This is a genomic window from Mesorhizobium sp. M6A.T.Cr.TU.016.01.1.1 (assembly GCF_003952585.1).
Taxonomy (GTDB): domain Bacteria; phylum Pseudomonadota; class Alphaproteobacteria; order Rhizobiales; family Rhizobiaceae; genus Mesorhizobium; species Mesorhizobium mediterraneum.
Genome location: NZ_CP034452.1, coordinates 6,216,285 through 6,237,048, shown reverse-complemented (window position 1 = coordinate 6,237,048; position 20,764 = coordinate 6,216,285). Strand labels below are relative to the sequence as shown.

Genomic DNA, 20,764 nt, shown 5'->3' with positions numbered 1-20,764 from the left:
GGTTGAGCGACAGCACGCGAAAATCCGCCAGTCACTACGCAATCGGCAAGAAGAATCCGAACCTGCCGTTTCATCCGGCGGTGCGTGCCGGTGATTTCATTTTCGTCTCCGGCCAGGTGCCGAAGGACGAGAACAACAACATGATCAGCGGCACGATCGAGGAAGAGACGCTGGCGACGCTGAAGACTATCGCGCGCGTCATTGCCGACGAGGGTGCAACGCTTTCCGATGTCGTGCGGATAACGACGTATCTCGAGGATACGCGCGACTTCGGCCGCTACAACAAGGCGTTCCTCGAAGGGATCGGCGACGCGGTGCTGGCACGCACGACCGTCGAGGCAAAGGCCGTCATCAACACCAAGATCGAAATGGACGCCATCGTCTACAAGCCGCTGCCGGCCGGCAAGTAGGCCACGACACAATCGAGGAGACGACATGTACAAGCTTTTGGGACGCCAGACATCGGGCAACGTTCAAAAGGTGCTCTTCATGCTCGAAGAGCTTGGTACGCCATATAAGCGCGAGGATTACGGCCGCCAATTCGAAAACACCCAGACGGCCGAATACAAGGCACTCAACCCGACGTCGAAGGTCCCAACGCTGGTCGACGGCGACACCGTGATCTGGGAGTCCAACACCATCCTGCGCTATCTCGCGGCATCCGGCGGCGAGCAGCTGAATGGCGCCACCCCTGCCGAAAAGACCGAGGTCGAGCGCTGGATGGATTTTCTGCTGGCGGCGGTCAATCCCGGCTATATGGCCGCCTTCAAGGGTGTCAAGCTGACGCCCGAAGAGCAGACCGCCGAATACAAGGAACAGGTGAAGGACCTTGTGGCGCAACTCAAGATCATTGACGGGCATCTGGCCGGCAAGGATTTCCTGGCGCTGGGCAAGCTGACGATCGCCGATATCGCCTGCGCGCCGATCCTGAAACGCTGTATCGACTTCAAGATCGACCGGCCGTCGCTGCCTAATCTCGAGCGCTGGGTGGCCGCGATCGCCGCTCGTCCGGCCTTCAAGGCGGCGACCGCCGCGGCTCCCGCAAAGGCCGCATGATGATCAAGCGCGCCGCCCTCATCGGACTGGGAACGATGGGTCCGGGCATCGCCGCGCGGCTTTCGCGGGGCGGGCTCGACGTGGCGGCGTATGATGTTTCCGAAGTTGCGGTCGAACGCGCCCGCGGCATGCTCGATTTGGCCGGCGGGGTTCTGGACCGGCTCGACATCAAGGGGCCGACTGCGGGCGCGGGCACGGTGCGGTTCGTCCGCACCCTCGCCGAGGCTGTCGATGGTGCGGAGCTGGTCATCGAGAACGTGCCTGAGAATATCGACATCAAGGCCGAGACCTATCGTGCCATCGACCCGCTGATCGGTTCTTCGGTGATCGTCGCCTCGGATACCTCAGGCATTCCGATCACCAAGCTGCAGGCCCATATCTCCCATCCCCAACGGATGGTCGGCATGCACTGGTCGAACCCGCCGCACATCATTCCGATGATCGAGGTGATCGGCGGCGAGAAGACCGCGCCTGAAACCGTGGCGACCATACGCGAGCTGATCCGCTCGATCGGCCTGTTGCCGGTGGTCGTGAAGAAAGACGTTCCCGGCTTCGTCGAAAATCGCGTGCTTTACGCGCTGCTGCGCGAGGCTGTCGATCTGGTTGAGCGCGGCGTCATCGAGCCGGAGGATCTCGATACCTGCGTCTCCTGGGGCATCGGCTACAAGATCGCCGTTATCGGGCCAATGGCGCTGCTCGATATGGCCGGCCTCGATATCTACAAATCCGTCTCGTCGTTCCTCAACGCCGATCTTTCCAATCGTGATGATGTCGCGCCGATGGTTCTGGAGAAGACCGGCGCATCAAAGTTCGGCATCAAATCGGGCGAGGGCATGTTCTCCTACACGCCCGAGCAGATTAAGGCGCTGCAAGGCGAACGGGCGCGCAAGCTGGTCGCCGTGCGCCGCATCCTCGAAGGCCGGGAGTAGGCGATGGCACAAGTTGCGCGCAGCCAGGTTGGGGAGTTCTGCCGGTTGGCCGCTTGTGCGCATGGGGCCGGGAACATCGCCGTCAAGGCGGGTGTGCAAGTAATGAACGCGTATGGGGCAGCCAGCCATGCAGGTTGAAACCATTCGACCCGCCGGTGGCAGACCGACCCACATCCGCCACGACGATCTCATTTCCACCAAGGGCGTTTCGGTGGTGATGGGCACGGATCAGAACCGGCAGCTGATCCTTAGGGATATTGATCTTTCGGTTCCGAAAGGGTCGTTCGTATCCCTGATCGGCCCTTCGGGTTGCGGCAAGAGCACATTGCTCAAAGTGCTGGCTGGGCTGGTCAGTCCGAGCAGCGGCAGCGTCTCGGTTGCCGGCGTTTCACCAGGCGAGGCGGCGCGCAAACGGATGATCGGTCTCGTCTTCCAGGACGCCAATCTGCTGCCGTGGAAAAACGCCGTCGACAATGCCTCGATGCTGCTCGGCATCGCCGACAAGTCGATGTCGCGCGCGGCGCTGCGAGCGCGTGGGCAGGAGATGCTGGAACTGGTGGGACTTGGCGACGCCGCCCACAAGCGCCCAAACGAACTGTCTGGCGGCATGCGGCAGCGGGTCGCCATCGCCCGGGCTCTGGCGCTCGATCCGGCGGTCTTGCTGATGGACGAGCCGTTTGGCGCGCTTGATGCGATCACCCGCGATTCGATGGGTCAGTCGCTGCTAGAGATCTGGCAGCGGACCGGCAAGACGATCGTCCTGGTGACGCATTCCATCGATGAAGCCATTCACTTGTCCCGACAGGTCCATGTGCTGGGGATCAACCCAGGACGCATTACCCAGAGCCTGGACATTCCGCTGCCTTATCCGCGCGACACTTCCGTGACCGAAGTCCCCGAATTCGTCAGGCTGGTGCTTCAGCTTCGGACCATGCTGCGATCCAGTCATGAGCCAGGAGGCGCGACGTGAGCGAGCAACCTCTCATGAAACTCTCCCAGCCACAGCCTGTTTCCGGCTGGAACGCGGCGACAAGCAGCTGGCTTCCGGCGGTCATCCTTTTGCTGGTGACGATCGTGTTGTGGGAAGCCGCGGTGCGGATATTCTCCATTTCCTCCTTTATCGTTCCTGCCCCATCCGAGATTGCGAAATCGCTCGTTGCGCAATGGGGCACTCTCATGCAGGCGACAGTGGTCACGGCGGGCGAAATCCTGTTTGGCTTTCTTGTCTCGGTCATAGTCGGCATTGCGCTTGCTCTCGTCATCGTGCGTTTCGACTGGCTGGGCCGCGCTCTGTACCCGCTCGTCGTGTTGTTCCAGAACGTGCCGAAAGTTGCGCTGGCGCCGATCTTCATCCTCTGGTTCGGCTACGGGCTCGCCCCCAAAATCGGACTTATTCTGGTCATTGCCTTCTTCCCGGTGACGCTGTCGATGCTGGCTGGCATGCAGTCGGTCGACCGTTCGCTTCTGTCGCTGATGAATTCGGTTGGTGCCAGCCCGACCCAGATCCTGTTCAGGATCCGTGTTCCCCACTCGCTTCCGAGCCTGATGGCTGGAACCAAAATTGCAGCGACCCTGAGTGTGATCGGCGCGATCGTCGGCGAATTTGCCGGAGCCTCGGACGGGCTCGGCTACGTCATCCAGTTCGCGTCGACCCAACTCGACACGCCCTTGGTCTTTGCGGCGCTGCTGCTCGTTTCCGTGCTCGGCATCGCCTTCTACTACGCAGCCGAAATTCTCGAACGCATCGTGGTGCCGTGGGCGCCGAAATTCAGCCAGGCCTAGGCTTCTCGAACAACCAAGATCAAAGAAGGGAACAAACATGCTGAGACGCTCTCTTATCAAGGCAGCCACCTTTGCGGCGTTTGTCGGCGCGCTTGGCTTCTCGAACGCGGCGCTGGCGGCGGATAAGGTCAACGTTCAGCTCGATTGGGTCGTGCGCGGCAATCACGCCATGTTCTTTGTCGGCAAGGACAAGGGCTTTTTCGCCAAGAACGACATCGATGTGAGCGAGGTCCGCAAGGGCTCCGGCTCGCCAGACGCCATGCGCCTGGTGGGTAACGGCAACGCTGAATTCGGCTTCGGCGATCTTCCCACGCTTGCCGTGGCAAGGTCGCAGAATGTTCCCGTCGTGGCGCTGGCGGCGGTCAACCAGCAGTCGCCGCTGGGCATCATCTCGCTCGCCAAGACGCTCAAGCTGACCAAGCCTTCCGACCTCAAGGGCCTGACCATCGGCATCCACCCGGCAGGATCCACCTACATCTTCTTCAGGGGCTTCCTGGCCGCCAACGGCATGAGCGAGAAGGACATGACGCTCAACAGCGTCTCGCCGCCTTACGAAAGCTACCTACTGCTCGGGCGTGTGCAGACAGTGGTCGGCTATCTCGACGCCGAAGTGCCCGAACTCGAAGCCAAGGCCGGCGGCCCGGGGTCGCTGAGCATCATGCTCGGCGCCGATCATGGCTGGAAAGCCTATGGCTCGGGGTTGTTCACCTCTGAAGCGATGATCAAGGACAAGCCTGATGTCGTGCGCCGTTTCGTGAAGGCCTACAGGGAAGCTTTCGACTATGTCGCGGCCCATCCGGAAGAAGCCGCCGAGATCACCGCCAAGGCCGTTCCGGGCTACGCGGAAAAGAAAGATGTCCTGCTGGCCCAGCTCAAGGCCGACATCGCCTCGACGTTCAACAGCCCGGCGACGAAGGAACACGGTCTCGGCTGGATGACGAAGGCCCAGTGGGAAGAGACCTTGAAGACGCTGACGGATCAGGGCGTGCTCAAAACGGCGCTGTCGGCAGACGACGTCTTTACCGACAAATTCCTGGCGGCAGAGTGAAGGTTCCGGCGGTGTCTGAAGTGGCAAACAGTCAGCGTCTACCGGCAGGCCAGCCTGCCGTCCGCGCTGCCGCATGTCACGGCCACTTGCCCCTTTGCGGCACTGGCCCGGTCGAGCGCGATCTGCACGCGGCTGGTGTAGGCGTGGCCGGCCAGGCCGCACCACAGCCGCTCGACAGGCAGGTTTTCGCGCTTGTCGTTGAGAATCGCAAACGTCCCGGTCTTTGGATCGAACCACAGCTCGACACGTGCGCTCTTGCCAGGCGCCGCGGTGGCGATCGTGGCCGAATACCAGTGGGCGAAGTCGGCGTTGCAGGAAAGCGCCTCGCGCCCCGCATTCGAGATCGTCAGCGGCACGGGATCGAGCCCGTCGGTGCCGGTCCGCACAGTGATGTGCCGCAATTCAACCGCGTTGGCGAACGAGGTGAACGCCAGCGTTATCGAAAGGACATATCGCACAACCACCTTGCTTGAACTCCTGATATAATTGTTCAGGCAGTCTACCTCGCTTTTGCGCAATAACAATAAGAATATCTTGGGTCAACCGAACAGAGAGGGTAACATGTCTAAGTTTTTGAAGAGCAGCGTAAGCGCTGTTATATTGAGCGGCCTCTTGCTCGGCAACGCACTTGCCGCCGAGGTCAAGTCCATTGCCATCCTGACGCCGGAAGAAGGCACCGATTATGGCTGGAACCAGCAAGGTATCGACGCTGCCAAGGCGGCGGCGAAAGCTGCCGGTGTCGAGATAGTCGTGGCGCAGGGGCTCGGCTATGGCGACGTGCGGCCGACACTGCGCGAATTGGCGGCTGACGGCGCCAGCCTGCTGATCGCTCATGCCAGCGGCTACAACACCTCGGCTCCCGAAATCGCCAAGGAAACCAAGGTGCCGGTGGCGATCGTCGACACACCGACCGGTCTGGAGAAGGGCCTCGTCGCCGACTACACGCTGAGCGGTCATGAGGGTTCGTATCTTGCCGGCCGTCTCGCCGCCAAGATGTCGCGCTCCAAGTCGGTCGGCATCGTCGTGTCCGGCGAGCCTCCGTCGTGGAACTCGCAGTCGGCAGCGTTTGCGCAGGGCGTGAAGGCCGAGAGCCCGGACGTCAAGGTTACCTATGCTGTGATCGGACCTGCCGCCTACAGCGATGCGGCCGGCGGCAAGCGCGTCACCGAAAGCGTGATCGCATCGGGCGCCGACATCATCTTCGGCCAGGGCAACGGCTCGAGCTTCGGCATGCTGCAGGCGGTCGAGACGACCAAGGCCGGGGATGGCGGCAAGGTCTATTTCATCGATGTCATCGGCGACAAGACGCCCATCGACAAAGGTTTCCTGCTGTCGTCGGTGGTCTGGAACATCGAGCCGGTCTATGCGGCGATGATCGCAGACCTGAAGGCCGACACGTTCGGCACGAAGAGCTACTCGATCGGCCTCAAGGACGATTCCGTCAAGCTTCTGAAGACCGCTGCGATCCCGGACAATATTTGGGCTGAGATCCAGGCGCTGCGCGAAGACGTCATTTCCGGCAAGACCAAGGTCGATCCGGTCTATGATGCAGCCGCCGTCAGGGCGCTGATGACCAGCGTCGCCCAGTAAGGCGATTAACAGCAGGCTGCCGGAGGGGCGATCCGTTCGCCCCTCCGGACCGATTTCATATTTTCAAGGCCTTGGCTTTTATGAGCAGTGCTTCCTCATTGTCGGTCGCTAAGCGCGATATCGTCGCGCTTGAAGGCGTCACCAAACGGTTCCCCGGCGTCGTCGCCAACGACAGCGTCGATCTGGAGATCCGTCCAGGTGAAGTGCATGTGCTTCTCGGCGAAAACGGCGCCGGAAAATCCACTCTGATAGGCATGCTGTCGGGTCTGCAGCAGCCGGACGAGGGGCGCATATTGGTCGACGGCGAGCCGACCGCGATCACTTCGCCCCGCCATGCACTGGCGCTTGGCATCGGAACCGTATTCCAGCACATGATGCTGGTGCCGACGCTGACAGTCGCGGAAAACCTGTTGCTCGGCGGACCGTGGTGGCAGCGCCCCAAGACCGAAGAATTGGAAGCGCGCGTCGCCGAGATCACCAGAACGCTCGGCATCACGGTAAAGCTGCATGCCAAGGTGTCCGAGCTTTCGCTCGGTGAGCAGCAGCAGGTCGAGATCCTGCGCGCCATGGTGCGCAACAGCCGGCTTCTGATCCTCGACGAGTCGACCTCGATGCTGACGCCGAAGGGTATCGATGAGCTGGGCGCACTGATGCGCCGCTTGGTCGAGCAGGGGTTGGCGATCGTCTTCATCACCCACAAGCTCAAGGAAGCGGCGGCCTTCGGCGATCGCATCTCGGTGCTGAAACTCGGCCGCAAGGTCGGCGAGATTCCTCCCGAGCGGTTTCGCGCGCTGGGCGAGCAGGCGATCATCTCCGAGATCGTGGAATTGATGTTCGGCAAGCAGAAGGACGACCCGGAAGCGGCCGAGCGTCCTATTCGCACCGTCCGCGCCGAAGCGGCTCCGCTGCTTCAGGTCCATGATCTCGGCGTTGCGCCGACAGACGATGCACCGGGCCTGTCGTCGATTTCGTTCGATATCCGTCCAGGCGAGCTGCTGGGCATCGCCGGTATCGACGGCAATGGCCAGAAGCAATTGGCGGAGGCGTTGGCCGGCCAGCGTGCGACGGTGGGCGGTTCGGTGCGGCTGCAGGGAGAGCCCATCGAGGCGCTGAGCGTCGGCGAACGCCGCCAGAGAGGCCTGCGTTACCTGACCGACGACCGGCTCGGCGAGGGCACGGTCGGGACCTTCCCGGTCTCGATCAATTTCTTCCTGAAGCAGGTTGGCGCGGCGCCCTTCTGGCGCAGAGGCGTCGAGCAGCGCGCCGAAATCGACAAGCGCGCGGCCCAACTGGTCCGCGAATATGACGTGCGCACGCCAAGCCTGAAGACGCCGGTCGCTCGGCTCTCTGGCGGCAATATCCAGAAGGTGCTGCTGGCGCGCGAACTCGCCGAAGGCGCAAAAGTGGTGATCTTCAACAAGCCAACCTATGGGCTCGATCTCGCCAACACATTGGCTTCGCGCCAGCGAATCCGCGATACGGCGGCTCGCGGCCTTGCCGTGCTCCTCATCTCCACCGATCTCGAAGAGTTGCTCAGCATGTGCGACCGCATCGCCGTCATCTCGAACGGGTCGCTCGTCGGCACCGTCGAGAATGCCGACGACGCTCGCACCAAGGTCGGTCGCTTGATGATCGGGCTTGCCGCATGAGCATCGACACCGCACCAGCTGCCGGCGCAACCGCCCTCGATGCCACGGCCGCGGTGGCGACGCGCCGCGACATCCAGCATCGGCTGCTGATGACCCTCGGCCCGATCCTGGCCGCGTTGATCATCGCCGGCTGCATCCTGCTTGCCGTCGGCGTCGACCCGCTTGCATATTATGGCTTTGTCCTCAAGAGAGGGCTTTTATCGCCGCTCGGCATCCAACAGACGCTGACGCGCATGGCGCCGCTGCTGTTTCTTGCCGCCGGCCTGATCGTGGCTTTTCGCGCCGGCATGTGGAATCTCGGCGGTGATGGCCAGTTCCTGCTCGGCGCGGTAACGGCGGCGGCCAGCGCTCCGGTTCTCGTGGAGGTCATGCCGGCCTGGCTGGCGCTGATCTGCTCGTTCGTCATCGCCATGTTGGTTGCAATGGTCTGGTCGCTGGTGCCGGCCCTTTTGCGGGCCTATCAAGGCGTCAACGAGATCATCACCACGCTGATGATGACGTTTCTGGGCACCTCGCTTGCCAACGTGCTGGTCAAGCTGATGTTTCGCGACCCGGGCACAACCGTGCCGCAGACCCGCACCTTGCCCGTCGAGGACCGGCTGCCGCGTCTGTTCGACACGACCATCACCAGCGGATTGCTTCTGGGACTGGTGGCAATCATCACCGTGCATCTGGTGATGACGCGCACGGCCTTCGGCCTGAAGTTGAGGATCGTCGGGGCTAACCCACGTGCAGCCATCCATGCGGGACTCGGCGTGCCGAAACTCACCATTGCCGTCTTCGCCATTTCGGCCGGGCTGGCCGGCCTTGCGGGCGCTGTCGATATCCTCGGCGTCCAGGGTAACGTCCGCGCCGACTGGAACCCCGCCTACGGGCTGGCTGTCATTCCGGTCGTGTTCCTCGCTCGCATGAACGGCTTTGCCGCGATCGGTTTCGTGTTCCTGCTTTCGGTGCTGTCGATCGGCGGCGAGAGCGCGGCCCGCCGGCTCGGCGTGCCCAATCATTTCACGCTGGTGCTCGTCTCCATCGTGCTGATCGTGCTCGCGCTCGCCGAATACATTGATCGCCGCTATAACCAGTCGCGAAAGGCCTGAAGCCATGACCGGGCTGTTCAGCGAAGTCTTTCTCAGCGCGCTTTTGTTTGGCGCGGTCACCGCGGCGATCCCTCTGCTGCTGGCCGGCCTCGGCGAACAGATGTCGGAAAAGGCCGGGGTGCTCAACATCGGCATCGAGGGCATGATGCTGGCCGGCGCCTATCTCGGTTTCGTCGGCGCCTTTTATTCCGGGTCGCTGTGGCTGGGCTTTCTCACTGGCGCCGGCGGCGGTGTCGCGGTGGCGCTGGTCATGGCGCTGCTTTGCGTGCGCATCGGGCTGAACCAGATCGTCATCGGCATCGCGCTGACCCTGGGGCTTGAGGGCCTGACGGCACTGCTCCACCATTTCCAGTTCTCGCGCAGCTATCCCCGCTTGCCGGCGGTGGACGTGACGGTCATTCCGTTGCTGTCGGACATTCCGGTCATCGGGCCGGCGCTGTTCAGGCAGCATCTCATCGTCTATCTGGCGGTCGCGCTGGTTTTCGCCATGGGCTACATCTACCGGCGCACGCAGCTCGGCCTCAACCTGCAGGCTGCCGGCGACAAGCCGGCAGCCCTTGACGTTGCCGGCATCGACGTCGTGCGAACCCGCACCGTCGCCGTGCTGACGACCGGAGCGCTGGCCGGGCTTGGCGGCGCCTATCTTGCCAATGTCGGGGCCGGCCTGTTCATTCCTTTCATCACCAATGGCGCGGGCTTTCTCGGCATAGTGCTGGCCATGCTGGCGCGCGGCCGGCCGGTCTGGGTGCTGTTCGGCGCCTTGCTGTTCGGCGTCTGCCTGTCGCTGACGACGGCCATGCAGGTGGCCGGCATCAACATACCGACCGACGTCATCCAGATGCTGCCGTTCCTTGCGGTGATGGTCATGCTGGTGCTGTTTGGCCGTCGGGCCAGCCTGCCGGCGGCGCTCGGCATTCCATACGAGCGCGGCGCGCGCTGATCACAGGTTCATGCGCGGACGGGACCCGCGCCAAAAGAGGAGACAAAAAATGTCGGATATCAAGGTCTACCTGCTCGACGGCGGCTCGCTTGTTCTCGACGGCTATCACGTGTTCTGGAATCGCGGCCCTGGTGGCGAAGTGCGCTTTCCCGTCTATTCGATCCTGATCGAGCATGCCGAGGGCCGGTTTCTCATCGACACCGGCTACGACTATGATCACGTGATGAAGGTGCTGCCTTTCGAAAAGCCGATCCAGGAAAAGCACCAGACCATTCCCGGCGCCCTGGCGCTGCTCGGCCTCGAGCCGAAGGATATCGACGTCGTCGTCAACTCGCATTTCCACTTCGACCATTGCGGCGGCAACAAGTATTTTCCGCATGCCAAGAAGATCTGCCACCGGACCGAGGTGCCGCAGGCCTGCAATCCCCAGCCTTTCGAGCATCTCGGCTATTCCGATCTGAGCTTTTCGGCGGAGGCCGCCGAAGCGCGTGGCGCGACTGCGCAATTGCTGGAGGGCACGACTCGGGCCAACTCGATCTTCGAAGGCATAGAGGGCGACGTCGAGCTTGCCAGGGGCGTCAAGCTGATCTCGACGCCGGGTCATTCGATCGGCCATTACAGCCTGCTGGTCGAGTTTCCCAAGCGCAAGCCGATCATGTTCACCATCGATGCGGCCTACACGCAGAAGAGCCTTGAAACGCTGTGCCAGGCGGCCTTCCACATCGACCCGGTGGCGGGTGTCAACTCGATGCGCAAGGTGAAGGAGCTGGCCGAGGATTATGGCGCCGAGCTGATGTATTCGCACGACATGGAGAACTTCAAAACCTATCGGACCGGCACGCAATTCTACGGCTGATCGCCACCGACCGGAGACAAGATCATGCGCTATTTCGAACACGCCGAACCTGTCATCACGCTCACAGCGGGGCCGGTGAACGCCTATCCCGACGTGCTGCGCGGCCTCGGCCGCACGGTGCTCTACGATTACGACCCGGCGTTCCAGCTCTTTTACGAGCGTGTGGTCGACAAGGCGCAGAAGGCGATGCGGCTGTCGAATAAGCCGGTCATTCTTCATGGCGAGCCGGTGCTTGGCCTGGAGGCGGCCGCAGCCTCCCTGATCACGCCGGACGACGTCGTGCTCAACCTTGCTTCCGGTGTCTACGGCAAGGGGTTTGGCTATTGGGCGAAGCGCTATTCGCCGCATCTCATCGAAATCGAGGTGCCCTACAACGAGGCGATCGACCCGCAGGCGGTTGCGGCAATGCTGGAAGCGCATCCGGAAATCACCGTCGTTTCCGTCTGCCACCACGACACGCCGTCCGGCACTATCAATCCGATCGACGCGATCGGCGCGCTGGTTTCGGCGCATGGCTCCTATCTAATCGTCGACGCCGTTTCGTCCTTCGGCGGCATGAAAACGCATCCGGAGGAGTGCAAGGCCGATATCTACGTCACCGGCCCGAACAAATGCTTGGGCGCACCTCCCGGCCTCACGATGATGGGTGTCAGCGAGCGGGCGTGGGCCAAGATGAAGGCAAACCCGCTGGCGCCGAGCGCGTCGATGCTCAGCATCGTCGACTGGGAGCATGCGTGGTCGAAGGACAAGCCGTTTCCGTTCACGCCGTCCGTCGCGGAGATGAACGGGCTCGACGTCGCGCTCGACCTCTACCTCAACGAGGGAGCGGAGGCGGTGTGGGCGCGTCACGCGCTCACCGCCAAGGCCATGCGGGCGGGTGTTGCTGCCATGGGCCTGTCGATCTGGGCCGCGAGCGACAATATCGCGTCGCCGACCACGACCGCCGTCCGGACGCCAGAAGGCATCGACGAGACGGCGCTTCGCCAGGCCGCGCGCGCTCGCTACGGCGTGGTGTTTTCATCTGGCCGCGGCGAAACATTGGGCAAGCTGACACGCATCGGCCATATGGGCCCGACCGCCCAGCCGATCTATGCGGTCGCGGCGCTGACGGCACTTGGCGGCGCGATGAATTCCTTGGGCCAGAAACTCGCGGTCGGCAAAGGCATCGACGCGGCGCTGGCCGTTATCGACGCCGACACATGAACCAGAAAATCACCAGATCACAAATTGAGGGAGCGTTGTCATGACTGAACGACTGGCGGGAAAGACGGCCCTAGTTACCGGGGCCGCGCAAGGCATCGGAAAGGCTATCGCCGCGCGCTTGGCCGCCGATGGCGCGACGGTCATTGTCAGCGACATCAACGCGAAAGGCGCCGAAACGGCGGCCGCGTCGATCGGCGGAAAAGCGAAGGCGATTGCCGCCGACATCTCCGACCCTGCATCCGTCAAGGCGCTCTTCGCCGAGATCCAGGCGCTGACCGGGGGCATCGATATTCTGGTCAACAATGCCAGCATCGTGCCGTTCGTCGCCTGGGACGATGTCGATCTCGACCATTGGCGCAAGATCATCGACGTCAATCTGACCGGCACCTTCATCGTCAGCCGCGCAGGAACGGACCAGATGCGTGCAGCGGGCAAGGCCGGCCGGGTGATAAGCATCGCCTCCAACACTTTCTTTGCTGGCACGCCGAACATGGCAGCCTATGTCGCGGCCAAGGGCGGCGTCATAGGCTTCACCAGGGCGATGGCCACAGAACTCGGCAAATACAACATCACCGCCAACGCGGTGACGCCGGGCCTGATCGAGAGCGATGGCGTCAAGGCCAGCCCGCACAACGAGGCGTTCGGCTTCGTCGAGATGCTGCAGGCGATGAAAGGCAAAGGGCAGCCGGAACATATCGCCGATGTTGTGTCGTTCCTGGCCTCCGATGACGCGCGCTGGATCACCGGCCAGACGTTGAATGTCGACGCCGGGATGGTGCGCCACTAAAAGCGCGTCGCGTCTGAAAGGGTTCATGCGAAGCTCGTTAATTATATTTGTTCGCGCGAAACCGGAGATCCGATATGAAACCTCGGCCCGCAATTGGCGCACTGGCCGTTGTCGTCGCCTTGGTTGCCGGCCCGAACGAGGCAAGATCGCAGGAACGCGCATGTCGCAGTTCCGCTCCCATCGACACCATAAACGAGATGTTCTCCGCGATCTTCGCCTGTTGGGAGCCACCGCCCGGAACCGCGGGCATGACCCTGACGCTGCAGTTCTCAATTCGCCGAAACGGCACACTTATCGGCAAGCCTCGCGCCACTTACTCCCGTCTCGGGAATGATGGCGCACTCAACCGGGCCTTCGTGGCTTCGGTCCTCGAGGCTCTCGACAAGGCTCTGCCACTGCCCGTTTCGGACAGCATGGGTGGAGCGATCGCAGGGCGCACGCTGTTCCCTCGCTTCACAGCGGCGAGTGGGCGTGCATCCTAAAGCGCGTCCGGCAATGTGCATTAGTGCACGGCGCAACGGCCCTTGGTAATTTCGTTTCTTGAGCCGAGGCAAAAGGGCGGGACGCCGCAATCCCAGGAGGACTATTGTGAATAGAGAGCTTGACCAACTTCGCCGGGGCATCGTACTTTGGATCCATGGATCCAAAGTCGATCTTTAGCGAACTCAAAGACGATATTGAGTCAGGTGAATTGGCACCGGGCTCCGTTCTCAAGCAGGAATCGATCGCGGAGCGTTTCGGGGTCAGCCGCCAGCCCGTCCGGCAGGCCTTGGACCGGTTACTTGGGAGTGGCTTGGCCGTGCGGCGTCCCGATCGAAGCCTGGCGGTAGCGATCCTCTCAGTACGGGAGGCGACTGAACTTTGCGAAGTTCGGTCTATTTTGGAGGTCGCTGCCTTGGAGCAGTCGGTGCCGGGGCTTCAGCCTTCCGCTTTGCGTAAGGCTGAGAGGCTCAATGACGAGCTGTTCGCGGAGTACGATCCGTCACGGATTCTGGAGCTCGACCAACAGTTTCACCTAGCCCTGTACAGCGGTTGCACGAATTCTCGATTGCTTAAGACCATCGGAGACCTTCGACGAGAATCCCGGCGGGCAACCCTTCACCAAGAGCGTGGCGCCCAGGAGCGAATTGATTTCTTCGAGGAACACGCGGCGATCGTTGCCGCTTGTGCGAGGCGCGATTTCGACGCTGCGGCGCAGCATCTTCGCTGCCATCTGACCCAGACGACTGCAAGACTTCTTTCCGTTCCGACAAAGGATCCATCATGAAAATGACCGTCGAAGTGCACTGGGAGCGAGAAGGAGCGGTATTCACCGACAAGCGCTACAGCCGCGCGCACATCTGGCGCTTCGACGGAGGCCAGGTGGTGCTGGCATCCGCTTCGCCGCATATCGTTCCGCTTCCTTATTCAGTGGAAGCCAACGTCGATCCAGAGGAGGCTTACATCGCGGCGATTTCCAGCTGCCACATGTTGACCTTTCTCTCGATCGCGGCGCCCCGGGGGATCGTCGTGGAGAGCTATACCGACAAGGCGGTCGGCATGATGGAGAAGGTGGACGGACGATTGGTAGTCAGCCGCGTTGACCTCAATCCGACTATTGTCTACGCCGGGGAAACGCCAACCGCCGCGACAGAAGCGAAACTGCACCACTCGGCGCATGAACAGTGCTTCATTGCCAATTCCGTGAAGACGGAAATCCAGGTAGCCACCTGAGATATCCATTTACCGGCGCGATTGACAACCACAATTGGGTTTCGAACCTAGACCGGCGGGTTCTGCGGCTGGAAGAATTTGCCGCGCTCCGCGATCAGCACCATCACCAATGCGCCAAGCGACACGCTGCAGAATCCGGCGGCCAAGGGCGTCACCGTGCCGTTGAAGGCTTGGCCGATCAGCGTGCCGAGCAGGCCGCCGAGGAAGGTCTGCATGAATCCCAGAATGGACGATGCCGTGCCGGCCAGTTGGCCGAGCGGCTCCATGGCGAGCGCGTTGAAATTCGCGCCCAGCGCGCCGAACGGGAGCATGGCGCCGGCAAAGAAGGTGATGAAGAGCCAGAGCGGCATCTTCATTTCCAGTGACACCACCAGCCACGCAAAGCTGATCACCAGGAAAAGCAGCAGCGCGCTCTGCGACAGGCGCCGCATGCCAATACGGCCGACGAGGCGCGAGTTCAGATAGTTGGAGAAGGCGAGCACCGCCGCGACCCCGGCAAAGATGACGGGAAACATCTCGCCGACTTTGAACACGTCGACGTAGATCTGCTGTGCCGAGGCGATGAAGCCGAACATGGCGGCGAAGATGAAGGTGCTGGCAAAGGCGTAGCAGAGCGCGATGCGATTGGTCAGCACGATGCGGAAACCGCCAAGGACGGATGATGCCGTCAGCGGCCGGCGATATTCGGGATGCAGCGTTTCCGGCAGCCGCAGCAGCGACCAGGCCGAGACGATCAGCGCGCCTGCCGCCATGGTGATGAAGATCCAGTGCCAGGAAGCAAACAGCATGATGAACTGACCGATGCCTGGCGCTACCACCGGAATGGCCATGAACACCATGAAGATCAGCGACATCACCTCAGCCATGCGTCGGCCTTCGAAAGTGTCGCGCACGATCGAGACGGCGATGACGCGTGTGGCGGCCGCACCAATGCCTTGCACCAGCCTGCACAGAAGAAGAATAGCGAATGACGGGGCGATAGCCGCGGCAGCCGCCGCTGCGACATAGATCACCAGTCCGACGACGAGTGGAGCACGGCGTCCAAAACGGTCCGAGATCGGTCCGAAGAAAAGCTGCCCGCCGCCAAAGCCCAGAATATAGGCGGCAATCACATATTGGCGGTGGTTTTCATTCTCCACGCCCAGCGAGGCGCCGATTTGCTGCAGCGCCGGCAGCATGATGTCGATGGCCAGCGAGTTGAGCGCCATCAATGCCGCGCACAGTGCGATGAATTCCCAGCGCGGAATAGGCAAGGTGCTTGCCTGTTGCGGCGCTTGTGCATGCTGATCCACGGCAAAGTCCGATCTTCAAACGAAAAAGCGCCGGCGCGCCGGCGCATTCATTCGTCTTGTGCCCCGATAGCGGGGAGGTAGTCAGTTTACCGAGGTGGGGGCTGGCCCGGCGTTTAGCGCATGACCCCGAAAATCGGAATCGATTTTCGGAAAGGATCATGCGCAAACAGAATTCAGGCGGCGCCTTTGACGCTCACGCCCTTTTCGACGAGGAACGTCTGCAGCTCGCCCGCCTGGAACATCTCGCGGATGATGTCGCAGCCGCCAACGAACTCACCCTTGACGTAGAGCTGAGGGATGGTCGGCCAGTTGGAGTATTCCTTGATACCTTGCCGCAGCTCGGCCGAGGTCAGCACGTCCACGCCCTTGTAGTCGGCCCCGATGTAGTCGAGGATCTGCACGACTTGACCAGAAAACCCGCATTGCGGGAAACCGGGCGTGCCCTTCATGAAAAGGACGACGTCGTTGCCCTTCACTTCGCTGTCGATGTAGTCGTTGATACCGCTCATAGAGAATCCTTTCATGCCCGCGGGAGTCGGGCTCGAAACATACCCTTTCAAATAAACCCATAGGTTGCCTGAAACAAGACGTTTGCCGCCTCGTCACGCAAATGGCGCAAAGGATGGCCTGATATTGGGCCAAGAGCATCGGCCAGCTATTTCCCCGGGAAGCGATGAAAAGGCGACATAGCGCGGCGATCCTGATTGGTGTTCTGCTTGTCGCACTGGCCTTGACCTGGTGGTTCAGGCCGTCGGAGCACCCGTCTGTCACCGTCGGCGGCGAACTGCCCGGACCATGCCGGGATTTCAGCTTCGAGGCGGTTCCCTACATCGTCTGCGAGATCGATCTTCGCAGCTACGACGTCGCTGTCTTCCACGCCGGCGACGACGGCAAGGCCTTCGGCTCGCTGGAGAAATTCGACAAGGCGATGTCGGGCGAGGGCAGGCCGGTGCTGCTCGCCATGAACGCGGGCATGTACCATGAGGATCTGGCGCCCGTCGGCCTTCTCGTCGAAAATGGTCGCGAGATGACGCCGCTCAACCTCGCTGATGGCGAAGGCAATTTCTTCCTGAAGCCAAACGGCGTGTTCCTGATCCGCAAGGACGGCAAGGCGGCGATCATGGAAACGAACGCCTATGCCGCCGCAAAGCCGGACGTGGCGTTCGCCACGCAGTCCGGCCCGATGCTGGTGATCGACAGCCGGCTCCATCCCCGCTTCGAGGCGAACGGCACGTCGCGTTACATCCGCAACGGCGTCGGCGTGCATGACGAAAACACGGTGGTGCTGGCGATCTCACGCTCGCAAGTCAGTCTCGGCAGCTTTGCACGCCTGTTCCGCGACGAGCTAGATTGCCCCAACGCGCTTTTCTTCGACGGCGTAGTCTCGGCGCTGTCGAATGGCGAGAGGATGATCGTCGGCGGAAGCTATCCGGCAGGGCCGATCATTGCCGTCTCAGCGAAAAGGTGACGGCACATTTATTTGTATGCGCGTACGCATATGAATGCCGGCGCCATACTCAGTTCGGCAAAATGCCTGGGATCGACCGCTTCCATCTCCGGCACCGGAAGCGGCTCGACGAAACGGTCGAGCGTCCAGCCTGCGCCGGCAAGGCCATTGAGGATATCACTGAGCGGTCTGCGATAGGACTCGACATAGGGGTTGGGCTCACCAAAGCCGCCCCAATGCATACCCCAGCGGTTGGTTTCAAAATAGGTTTTCGCTCCGTGCGTGCGCTCGTCCTGCCAGTCGCGCATCGGGTGGCCCATCGAGAAAACCAATTTGCCTCCAGGCCTGGCAACGCGATGAAACTCGGCGAATACCGGCGTCAGCCGTTCGACATAATCGAGCGCCAGCGAGCAAATTATACGGTCGAAACTGCCGTCTGCGAGCCAGTCGAGAGGCTTTTCGAGATCGCCGAGCCGGATATCGACATCCAGTCCCGCGCAGCGCTCGCGCGCCAAGGCCAGCATTTCCGGCGTGATGTCGAAGGCACTTACCCGCGCACCTGAGCGAGCCAGTTTTTCCGAGCAGATGCCAGAGCCGCAACCCGCGTCCAATATGTCCAGTCCGGTAACCTCGCCCAGCAATTCGAACGAGGCCGGACGTTCATAAAGGGCGTTGTGCGGCTTGCTCGGTGCGAGCGCATCGTAGCGCTTCGCGAAGGAGGCATAGGCATCGACCGCAACCGGCTTGCTGTCGCTTGCTTTGACCATGAGAAAAAGGCTTCTTGCCGCGCGCTTGGTTCAGTCCGGCACGCTGGTCTGCAGGGCGAGCGCATGCAGCACGCCGCCCATATTGCCCTTCAGTGCGTCATAGACCATCTGATGCTGCTGGACGCGGCTTTTTCCGCGAAAGCTCTCGGCCACCACCTCGGCCGCATAGTGGTCGCCGTCGCCAGCCAGGTCGCGAATCGTCACCTTGGCGTCCGGAATGCCTTCCTTGATCAGCCGTTCGATGTCGTGCGCGTCCATTGCCATGCGAGGATTCCTTGTTCAGGTCGTGATCTCATAGATATGATCGAAATGGCGGATGAACCACACCGAAACGGCCCCACTCGATCATATCACGGGTCCACGACCTCATTTGCCATGAAGCGAGGAAACCAGGATTCGTGGGCAGCGGTCAATTCACCGACAGGGATCGCCCGTGCCTCGCCGAGTTTCAGGTCACTACCGCCGGTCGAGCCGATCCACGGCGCGAAGATACCGAGCTTGCTCTGCTCTTCGCGAATAGCGTCCCATTCCTTGCTCTGCGGATCGATCGACAGCGTCAAGAGGTAGCGGCCTTGATCCTCGCCGAACCAGACCGGGATCGGATCGGTCCCGACCAGGCCGGGGACGGTCGCGCCGATACCGGACGCCATCGCCATCTCAGCCAGCGCGACCGCAATGCCGCCGTCGGAGACATCGTGTGCTGCGGTAACGACGCCGGAGGCGATCAGGGCGCGTACATGGTCGCCGACGCGCTTTTCATGGTCGAGGTCGACCGGCGGCGGCGGGCCGTCGGTGCGGCCATGGATGTCGCGCATATAGGCCGATTGGGCGAGATGCGTTCCCCACATGGACGGCGCGCCGACCAGTAGGATCATCTGGCCCTCGGCGGCAAAGCCGATCCGCGTCATTTTGGACCAGTCGGCGATCAGCCCAACGCCGCCGATGGTCGGCGTCGGCAAGATGCCTTGCCCGTTGGTTTCGTTGTAGAGCGAGACATTGCCGGAGACGATCGGAAAGCCGAGCGCGCGGCAGGCGTCGCCGATGCCTTTCACGGCGCCGACCAATTGGCCCATGATCTCGGGCCGTTCCGGATTGCCGAAATTCAGGTTGTCGGTCGCGGCAAGCGGCAGGGCGCCGGTGGCGGTAAGGTTGCGCCAGCATTCGGCCACCGCCTGCTTGCCGCCCTCGTAAGGGTCGGCCTCGCAATAGCGCGGCGTCACGTCGGAGGAGAAGGCGAGCGCCTTGGTCGGATGACCGTCGACACGCACCACGCCGGCATCGCCGCCCGGAAGCTGCAGCGAATTGCCCTGGATCAGCGTGTCGTATTGTTCCCATACCCAGCGGCGCGAGGACAGGTCGGGTCCGCTGAGCAGTTTCAGCAAAGCCTCGGCGACATCCGCTTGTGGTGCATCGCTGGCTGCCAGGGGCGCCGGCTTCTTCGGCTCGGTCCAGGGACGGTCATATTCCGGCGCCTGGTCGCCAAGGTCCTTGATCGGCAGATTGGCGACCTCATCGCCCTGGTGCAGCACGCGAAAGCGCAGATCGTCGGTGGTCTTGCCGACAATGGCGAAGTCGAGGCCCCATTTGTGGAAGATCGCCTCGGCTTCCTTTTCCTTTTCGGGGCGCAGCACCATCAGCATGCGCTCCTGGCTCTCCGACAGCATCATCTCATAGGCGCTCATGCGCTCCTCGCGCACCGGCACCTTGTCGAGGTCGAGCTCGATGCCGAGGTCGCCCTTGGCGCCCATTTCGACCGCCGAGCAGGTGAGGCCGGCGGCCCCCATGTCCTGGATGGCGATGACGGCGCCGGACGCCATCAGCTCGAGGCAGGCTTCGAGCAGGCATTTTTCAGTGAAGGGGTCACCGACCTGAACGGTGGGCCGCTTCTCGTCGATCTTGTCGTCGAACTCGGCCGAGGCCATGGTCGCGCCGCCGACACCATCGCGGCCGGTCTTGGCGCCGAGATAGACGACCGGGAGGCCGACGCCCTTGGCTTCCGACAGGAAGATGGCATCGGTCTTGGCGAGCCCCGCCGCGAAGGCGTTGACCAGGATATTGCCATTGTAGCGCGCGTCGAAATTGACCTCGCCGCCGACTGTCGGCACGCCGAAGGAATTGCCGTAACCGCCGACACCGGAAACGACACCGGCAACCAGATGTTTGGTCTTGGGATGGTCCGGCGCACCGAAGCGCAGCGCGTTCATCGCTGCGATCGGCCGCGCGCCCATGGTGAAGACATCGCGCAGGATGCCGCCGACGCCGGTCGCCGCCCCCTGATAGGGTTCAATATAGGAGGGGTGGTTGTGGCTCTCCATCTTGAAGACGACGCAGTCGCCGTCGCCGATATCGACCACACCGGCATTTTCGCCCGGACCCTGGATGACCCGCGGCCCGGTGGTGGGCAGCGTGCGCAGCCACTTCTTCGAGGATTTGTAGGAGCAGTGCTCGTTCCACATCGCCGAGAAGATGCCAAGCTCGGTGAAGCTCGGTTCGCGACCGACCAGGTCGAGGATGCGCTGATATTCGTCGAGCTTCAGCCCGTGCGCGGCAATAAGTTCCGGAGTGATCGGGGCGGAATTGGAAATGGTCATGGGCGGAAATTTATATCCTT

General features: G+C 62.1%; 23 protein-coding genes. 17 read left to right on the top strand and 6 right to left on the bottom strand.

Going from position 1 to position 20,764, the window contains the following annotated elements:
- The first annotated feature begins 2 nt into the window (after positions 1-2).
- The 6 genes from EJ075_RS30260 to EJ075_RS30235 all read left to right on the top strand — a co-directional run bounded on the left by EJ075_RS30260 (position 3) and on the right by EJ075_RS30235 (position 4,815).
- Entirely contained in the window at positions 3-410 is a 408-nt protein-coding gene (locus EJ075_RS30260) for a RidA family protein (protein WP_029353627.1), read from the top strand.
- A gap of 25 nt (positions 411-435) precedes the next feature.
- A complete protein-coding gene (locus tag EJ075_RS30255; protein ID WP_126106818.1) occupies positions 436-1,056 on the top strand; it encodes a glutathione S-transferase family protein in 621 nt (206 codons plus the stop codon).
- Positions 1,056-1,985 (top strand): 5-formyl-3-hydroxy-2-methylpyridine 4-carboxylate 5-dehydrogenase, encoded by a 930-nt coding sequence (gene fhmpcd1 / locus EJ075_RS30250; RefSeq protein WP_126107514.1) that lies wholly within the window; start codon positions 1,056-1,058, stop codon positions 1,983-1,985. Before EJ075_RS30255 ends, fhmpcd1 begins: the two co-directional genes overlap by 1 nt.
- A gap of 127 nt (positions 1,986-2,112) precedes the next feature.
- A complete protein-coding gene (locus EJ075_RS30245) occupies positions 2,113-2,955 on the top strand; it encodes an ABC transporter ATP-binding protein (protein WP_126106817.1) in 843 nt (280 codons plus the stop codon).
- Entirely contained in the window at positions 2,952-3,767 is an 816-nt protein-coding gene (locus EJ075_RS30240; protein WP_126106816.1) for an ABC transporter permease, read from the top strand. Before EJ075_RS30245 ends, EJ075_RS30240 begins: the two co-directional genes overlap by 4 nt.
- Before the next feature lie 37 nt (positions 3,768-3,804).
- Entirely contained in the window at positions 3,805-4,815 is a 1,011-nt protein-coding gene (locus EJ075_RS30235; RefSeq protein ID WP_126106815.1) for an ABC transporter substrate-binding protein, read from the top strand.
- A gap of 38 nt (positions 4,816-4,853) precedes the next feature.
- Here EJ075_RS30235 and EJ075_RS30230 read toward each other — a convergent pair whose 3' ends face one another.
- The gene (locus tag EJ075_RS30230) at positions 4,854-5,279 is read right to left on the bottom strand and encodes a hypothetical protein (protein WP_126106814.1); all 426 of its coding nucleotides are present in this window, start codon (positions 5,277-5,279) and stop codon (positions 4,854-4,856) included.
- Between the two features lie 97 nt (positions 5,280-5,376).
- Here EJ075_RS30230 and EJ075_RS30225 point away from each other — a divergent pair, with 97 nt between their 5' ends.
- From EJ075_RS30225 to EJ075_RS30180, 10 genes are all read left to right on the top strand, one after another.
- Positions 5,377-6,405: a BMP family protein gene (locus EJ075_RS30225; RefSeq protein WP_126106813.1), complete on the top strand. Its 1,029-nt coding sequence runs from the start codon at positions 5,377-5,379 to the stop codon at positions 6,403-6,405.
- 80 nt (positions 6,406-6,485) lie between these two features.
- A complete protein-coding gene (locus EJ075_RS30220; RefSeq protein ID WP_126106812.1) occupies positions 6,486-8,054 on the top strand; it encodes an ABC transporter ATP-binding protein in 1,569 nt (522 codons plus the stop codon).
- The gene (locus EJ075_RS30215) at positions 8,051-9,148 is read left to right on the top strand and encodes an ABC transporter permease (RefSeq protein ID WP_126106811.1); all 1,098 of its coding nucleotides are present in this window, start codon (positions 8,051-8,053) and stop codon (positions 9,146-9,148) included. Before EJ075_RS30220 ends, EJ075_RS30215 begins: the two co-directional genes overlap by 4 nt.
- A gap of 4 nt (positions 9,149-9,152) precedes the next feature.
- A complete protein-coding gene (locus EJ075_RS30210; RefSeq protein ID WP_126106810.1) occupies positions 9,153-10,088 on the top strand; it encodes an ABC transporter permease in 936 nt (311 codons plus the stop codon).
- Positions 10,089-10,137: 49 nt separating this feature from the next.
- Positions 10,138-10,944, top strand: a complete 807-nt coding sequence (locus EJ075_RS30205) for a 4-pyridoxolactonase (RefSeq protein ID WP_126106809.1) — start codon at positions 10,138-10,140, stop codon at positions 10,942-10,944.
- Between the two features lie 24 nt (positions 10,945-10,968).
- Positions 10,969-12,147 carry an alanine--glyoxylate aminotransferase family protein gene (locus EJ075_RS30200; RefSeq protein WP_126106808.1) on the top strand — a complete coding sequence of 393 codons (1,179 nt, stop codon included), beginning with the start codon at positions 10,969-10,971 and terminating at the stop codon, positions 12,145-12,147.
- Between the two features lie 40 nt (positions 12,148-12,187).
- Positions 12,188-12,934: an SDR family NAD(P)-dependent oxidoreductase gene (locus tag EJ075_RS30195; RefSeq protein WP_095489574.1), complete on the top strand. Its 747-nt coding sequence runs from the start codon at positions 12,188-12,190 to the stop codon at positions 12,932-12,934.
- A 74-nt stretch (positions 12,935-13,008) separates the two neighbouring features.
- A complete protein-coding gene (locus EJ075_RS30190) occupies positions 13,009-13,416 on the top strand; it encodes a hypothetical protein (protein ID WP_126106807.1) in 408 nt (135 codons plus the stop codon).
- A 119-nt stretch (positions 13,417-13,535) separates the two neighbouring features.
- Entirely contained in the window at positions 13,536-14,201 is a 666-nt protein-coding gene (locus tag EJ075_RS30185) for a GntR family transcriptional regulator (protein WP_245458046.1), read from the top strand.
- Positions 14,198-14,647, top strand: a complete 450-nt coding sequence (locus EJ075_RS30180) for an OsmC family protein (RefSeq protein WP_185928224.1) — start codon at positions 14,198-14,200, stop codon at positions 14,645-14,647. Before EJ075_RS30185 ends, EJ075_RS30180 begins: the two co-directional genes overlap by 4 nt.
- A 47-nt stretch (positions 14,648-14,694) precedes the next feature.
- Here the strand turns inward: EJ075_RS30180 and EJ075_RS30175 are convergent, their stop codons facing one another.
- Both EJ075_RS30175 and grxD read right to left on the bottom strand, forming a co-directional pair.
- Positions 14,695-15,939 (bottom strand): multidrug effflux MFS transporter, encoded by a 1,245-nt coding sequence (locus tag EJ075_RS30175; protein ID WP_095489572.1) that lies wholly within the window; start codon positions 15,937-15,939, stop codon positions 14,695-14,697.
- A 173-nt stretch (positions 15,940-16,112) separates the two neighbouring features.
- On the bottom strand, positions 16,113-16,448 hold the full coding sequence (gene grxD / locus EJ075_RS30170) for a Grx4 family monothiol glutaredoxin (protein WP_029353656.1): 336 nt from the start codon (positions 16,446-16,448) through the stop codon (positions 16,113-16,115).
- A gap of 164 nt (positions 16,449-16,612) precedes the next feature.
- Here grxD and EJ075_RS30165 point away from each other — a divergent pair, with 164 nt between their 5' ends.
- On the top strand, positions 16,613-17,407 hold the full coding sequence (locus tag EJ075_RS30165) for a phosphodiester glycosidase family protein (protein ID WP_126106806.1): 795 nt from the start codon (positions 16,613-16,615) through the stop codon (positions 17,405-17,407).
- Positions 17,408-17,415: 8 nt separating this feature from the next.
- Here EJ075_RS30165 and EJ075_RS30160 read toward each other — a convergent pair whose 3' ends face one another.
- The 3 genes from EJ075_RS30160 to purL all read right to left on the bottom strand — a co-directional run bounded on the left by EJ075_RS30160 (position 17,416) and on the right by purL (position 20,744).
- Positions 17,416-18,153, bottom strand: coding sequence for a class I SAM-dependent methyltransferase (locus EJ075_RS30160; protein ID WP_126106805.1), 738 nt, complete (start codon positions 18,151-18,153; stop codon positions 17,416-17,418).
- A gap of 30 nt (positions 18,154-18,183) precedes the next feature.
- A complete protein-coding gene (locus EJ075_RS30155) occupies positions 18,184-18,417 on the bottom strand; it encodes a BolA family transcriptional regulator (RefSeq protein WP_023674714.1) in 234 nt (77 codons plus the stop codon).
- A gap of 86 nt (positions 18,418-18,503) precedes the next feature.
- A complete protein-coding gene (gene purL / locus EJ075_RS30150; protein ID WP_126106804.1) occupies positions 18,504-20,744 on the bottom strand; it encodes a phosphoribosylformylglycinamidine synthase subunit PurL in 2,241 nt (746 codons plus the stop codon).
- Positions 20,745-20,764: the final 20 nt, after the last annotated feature.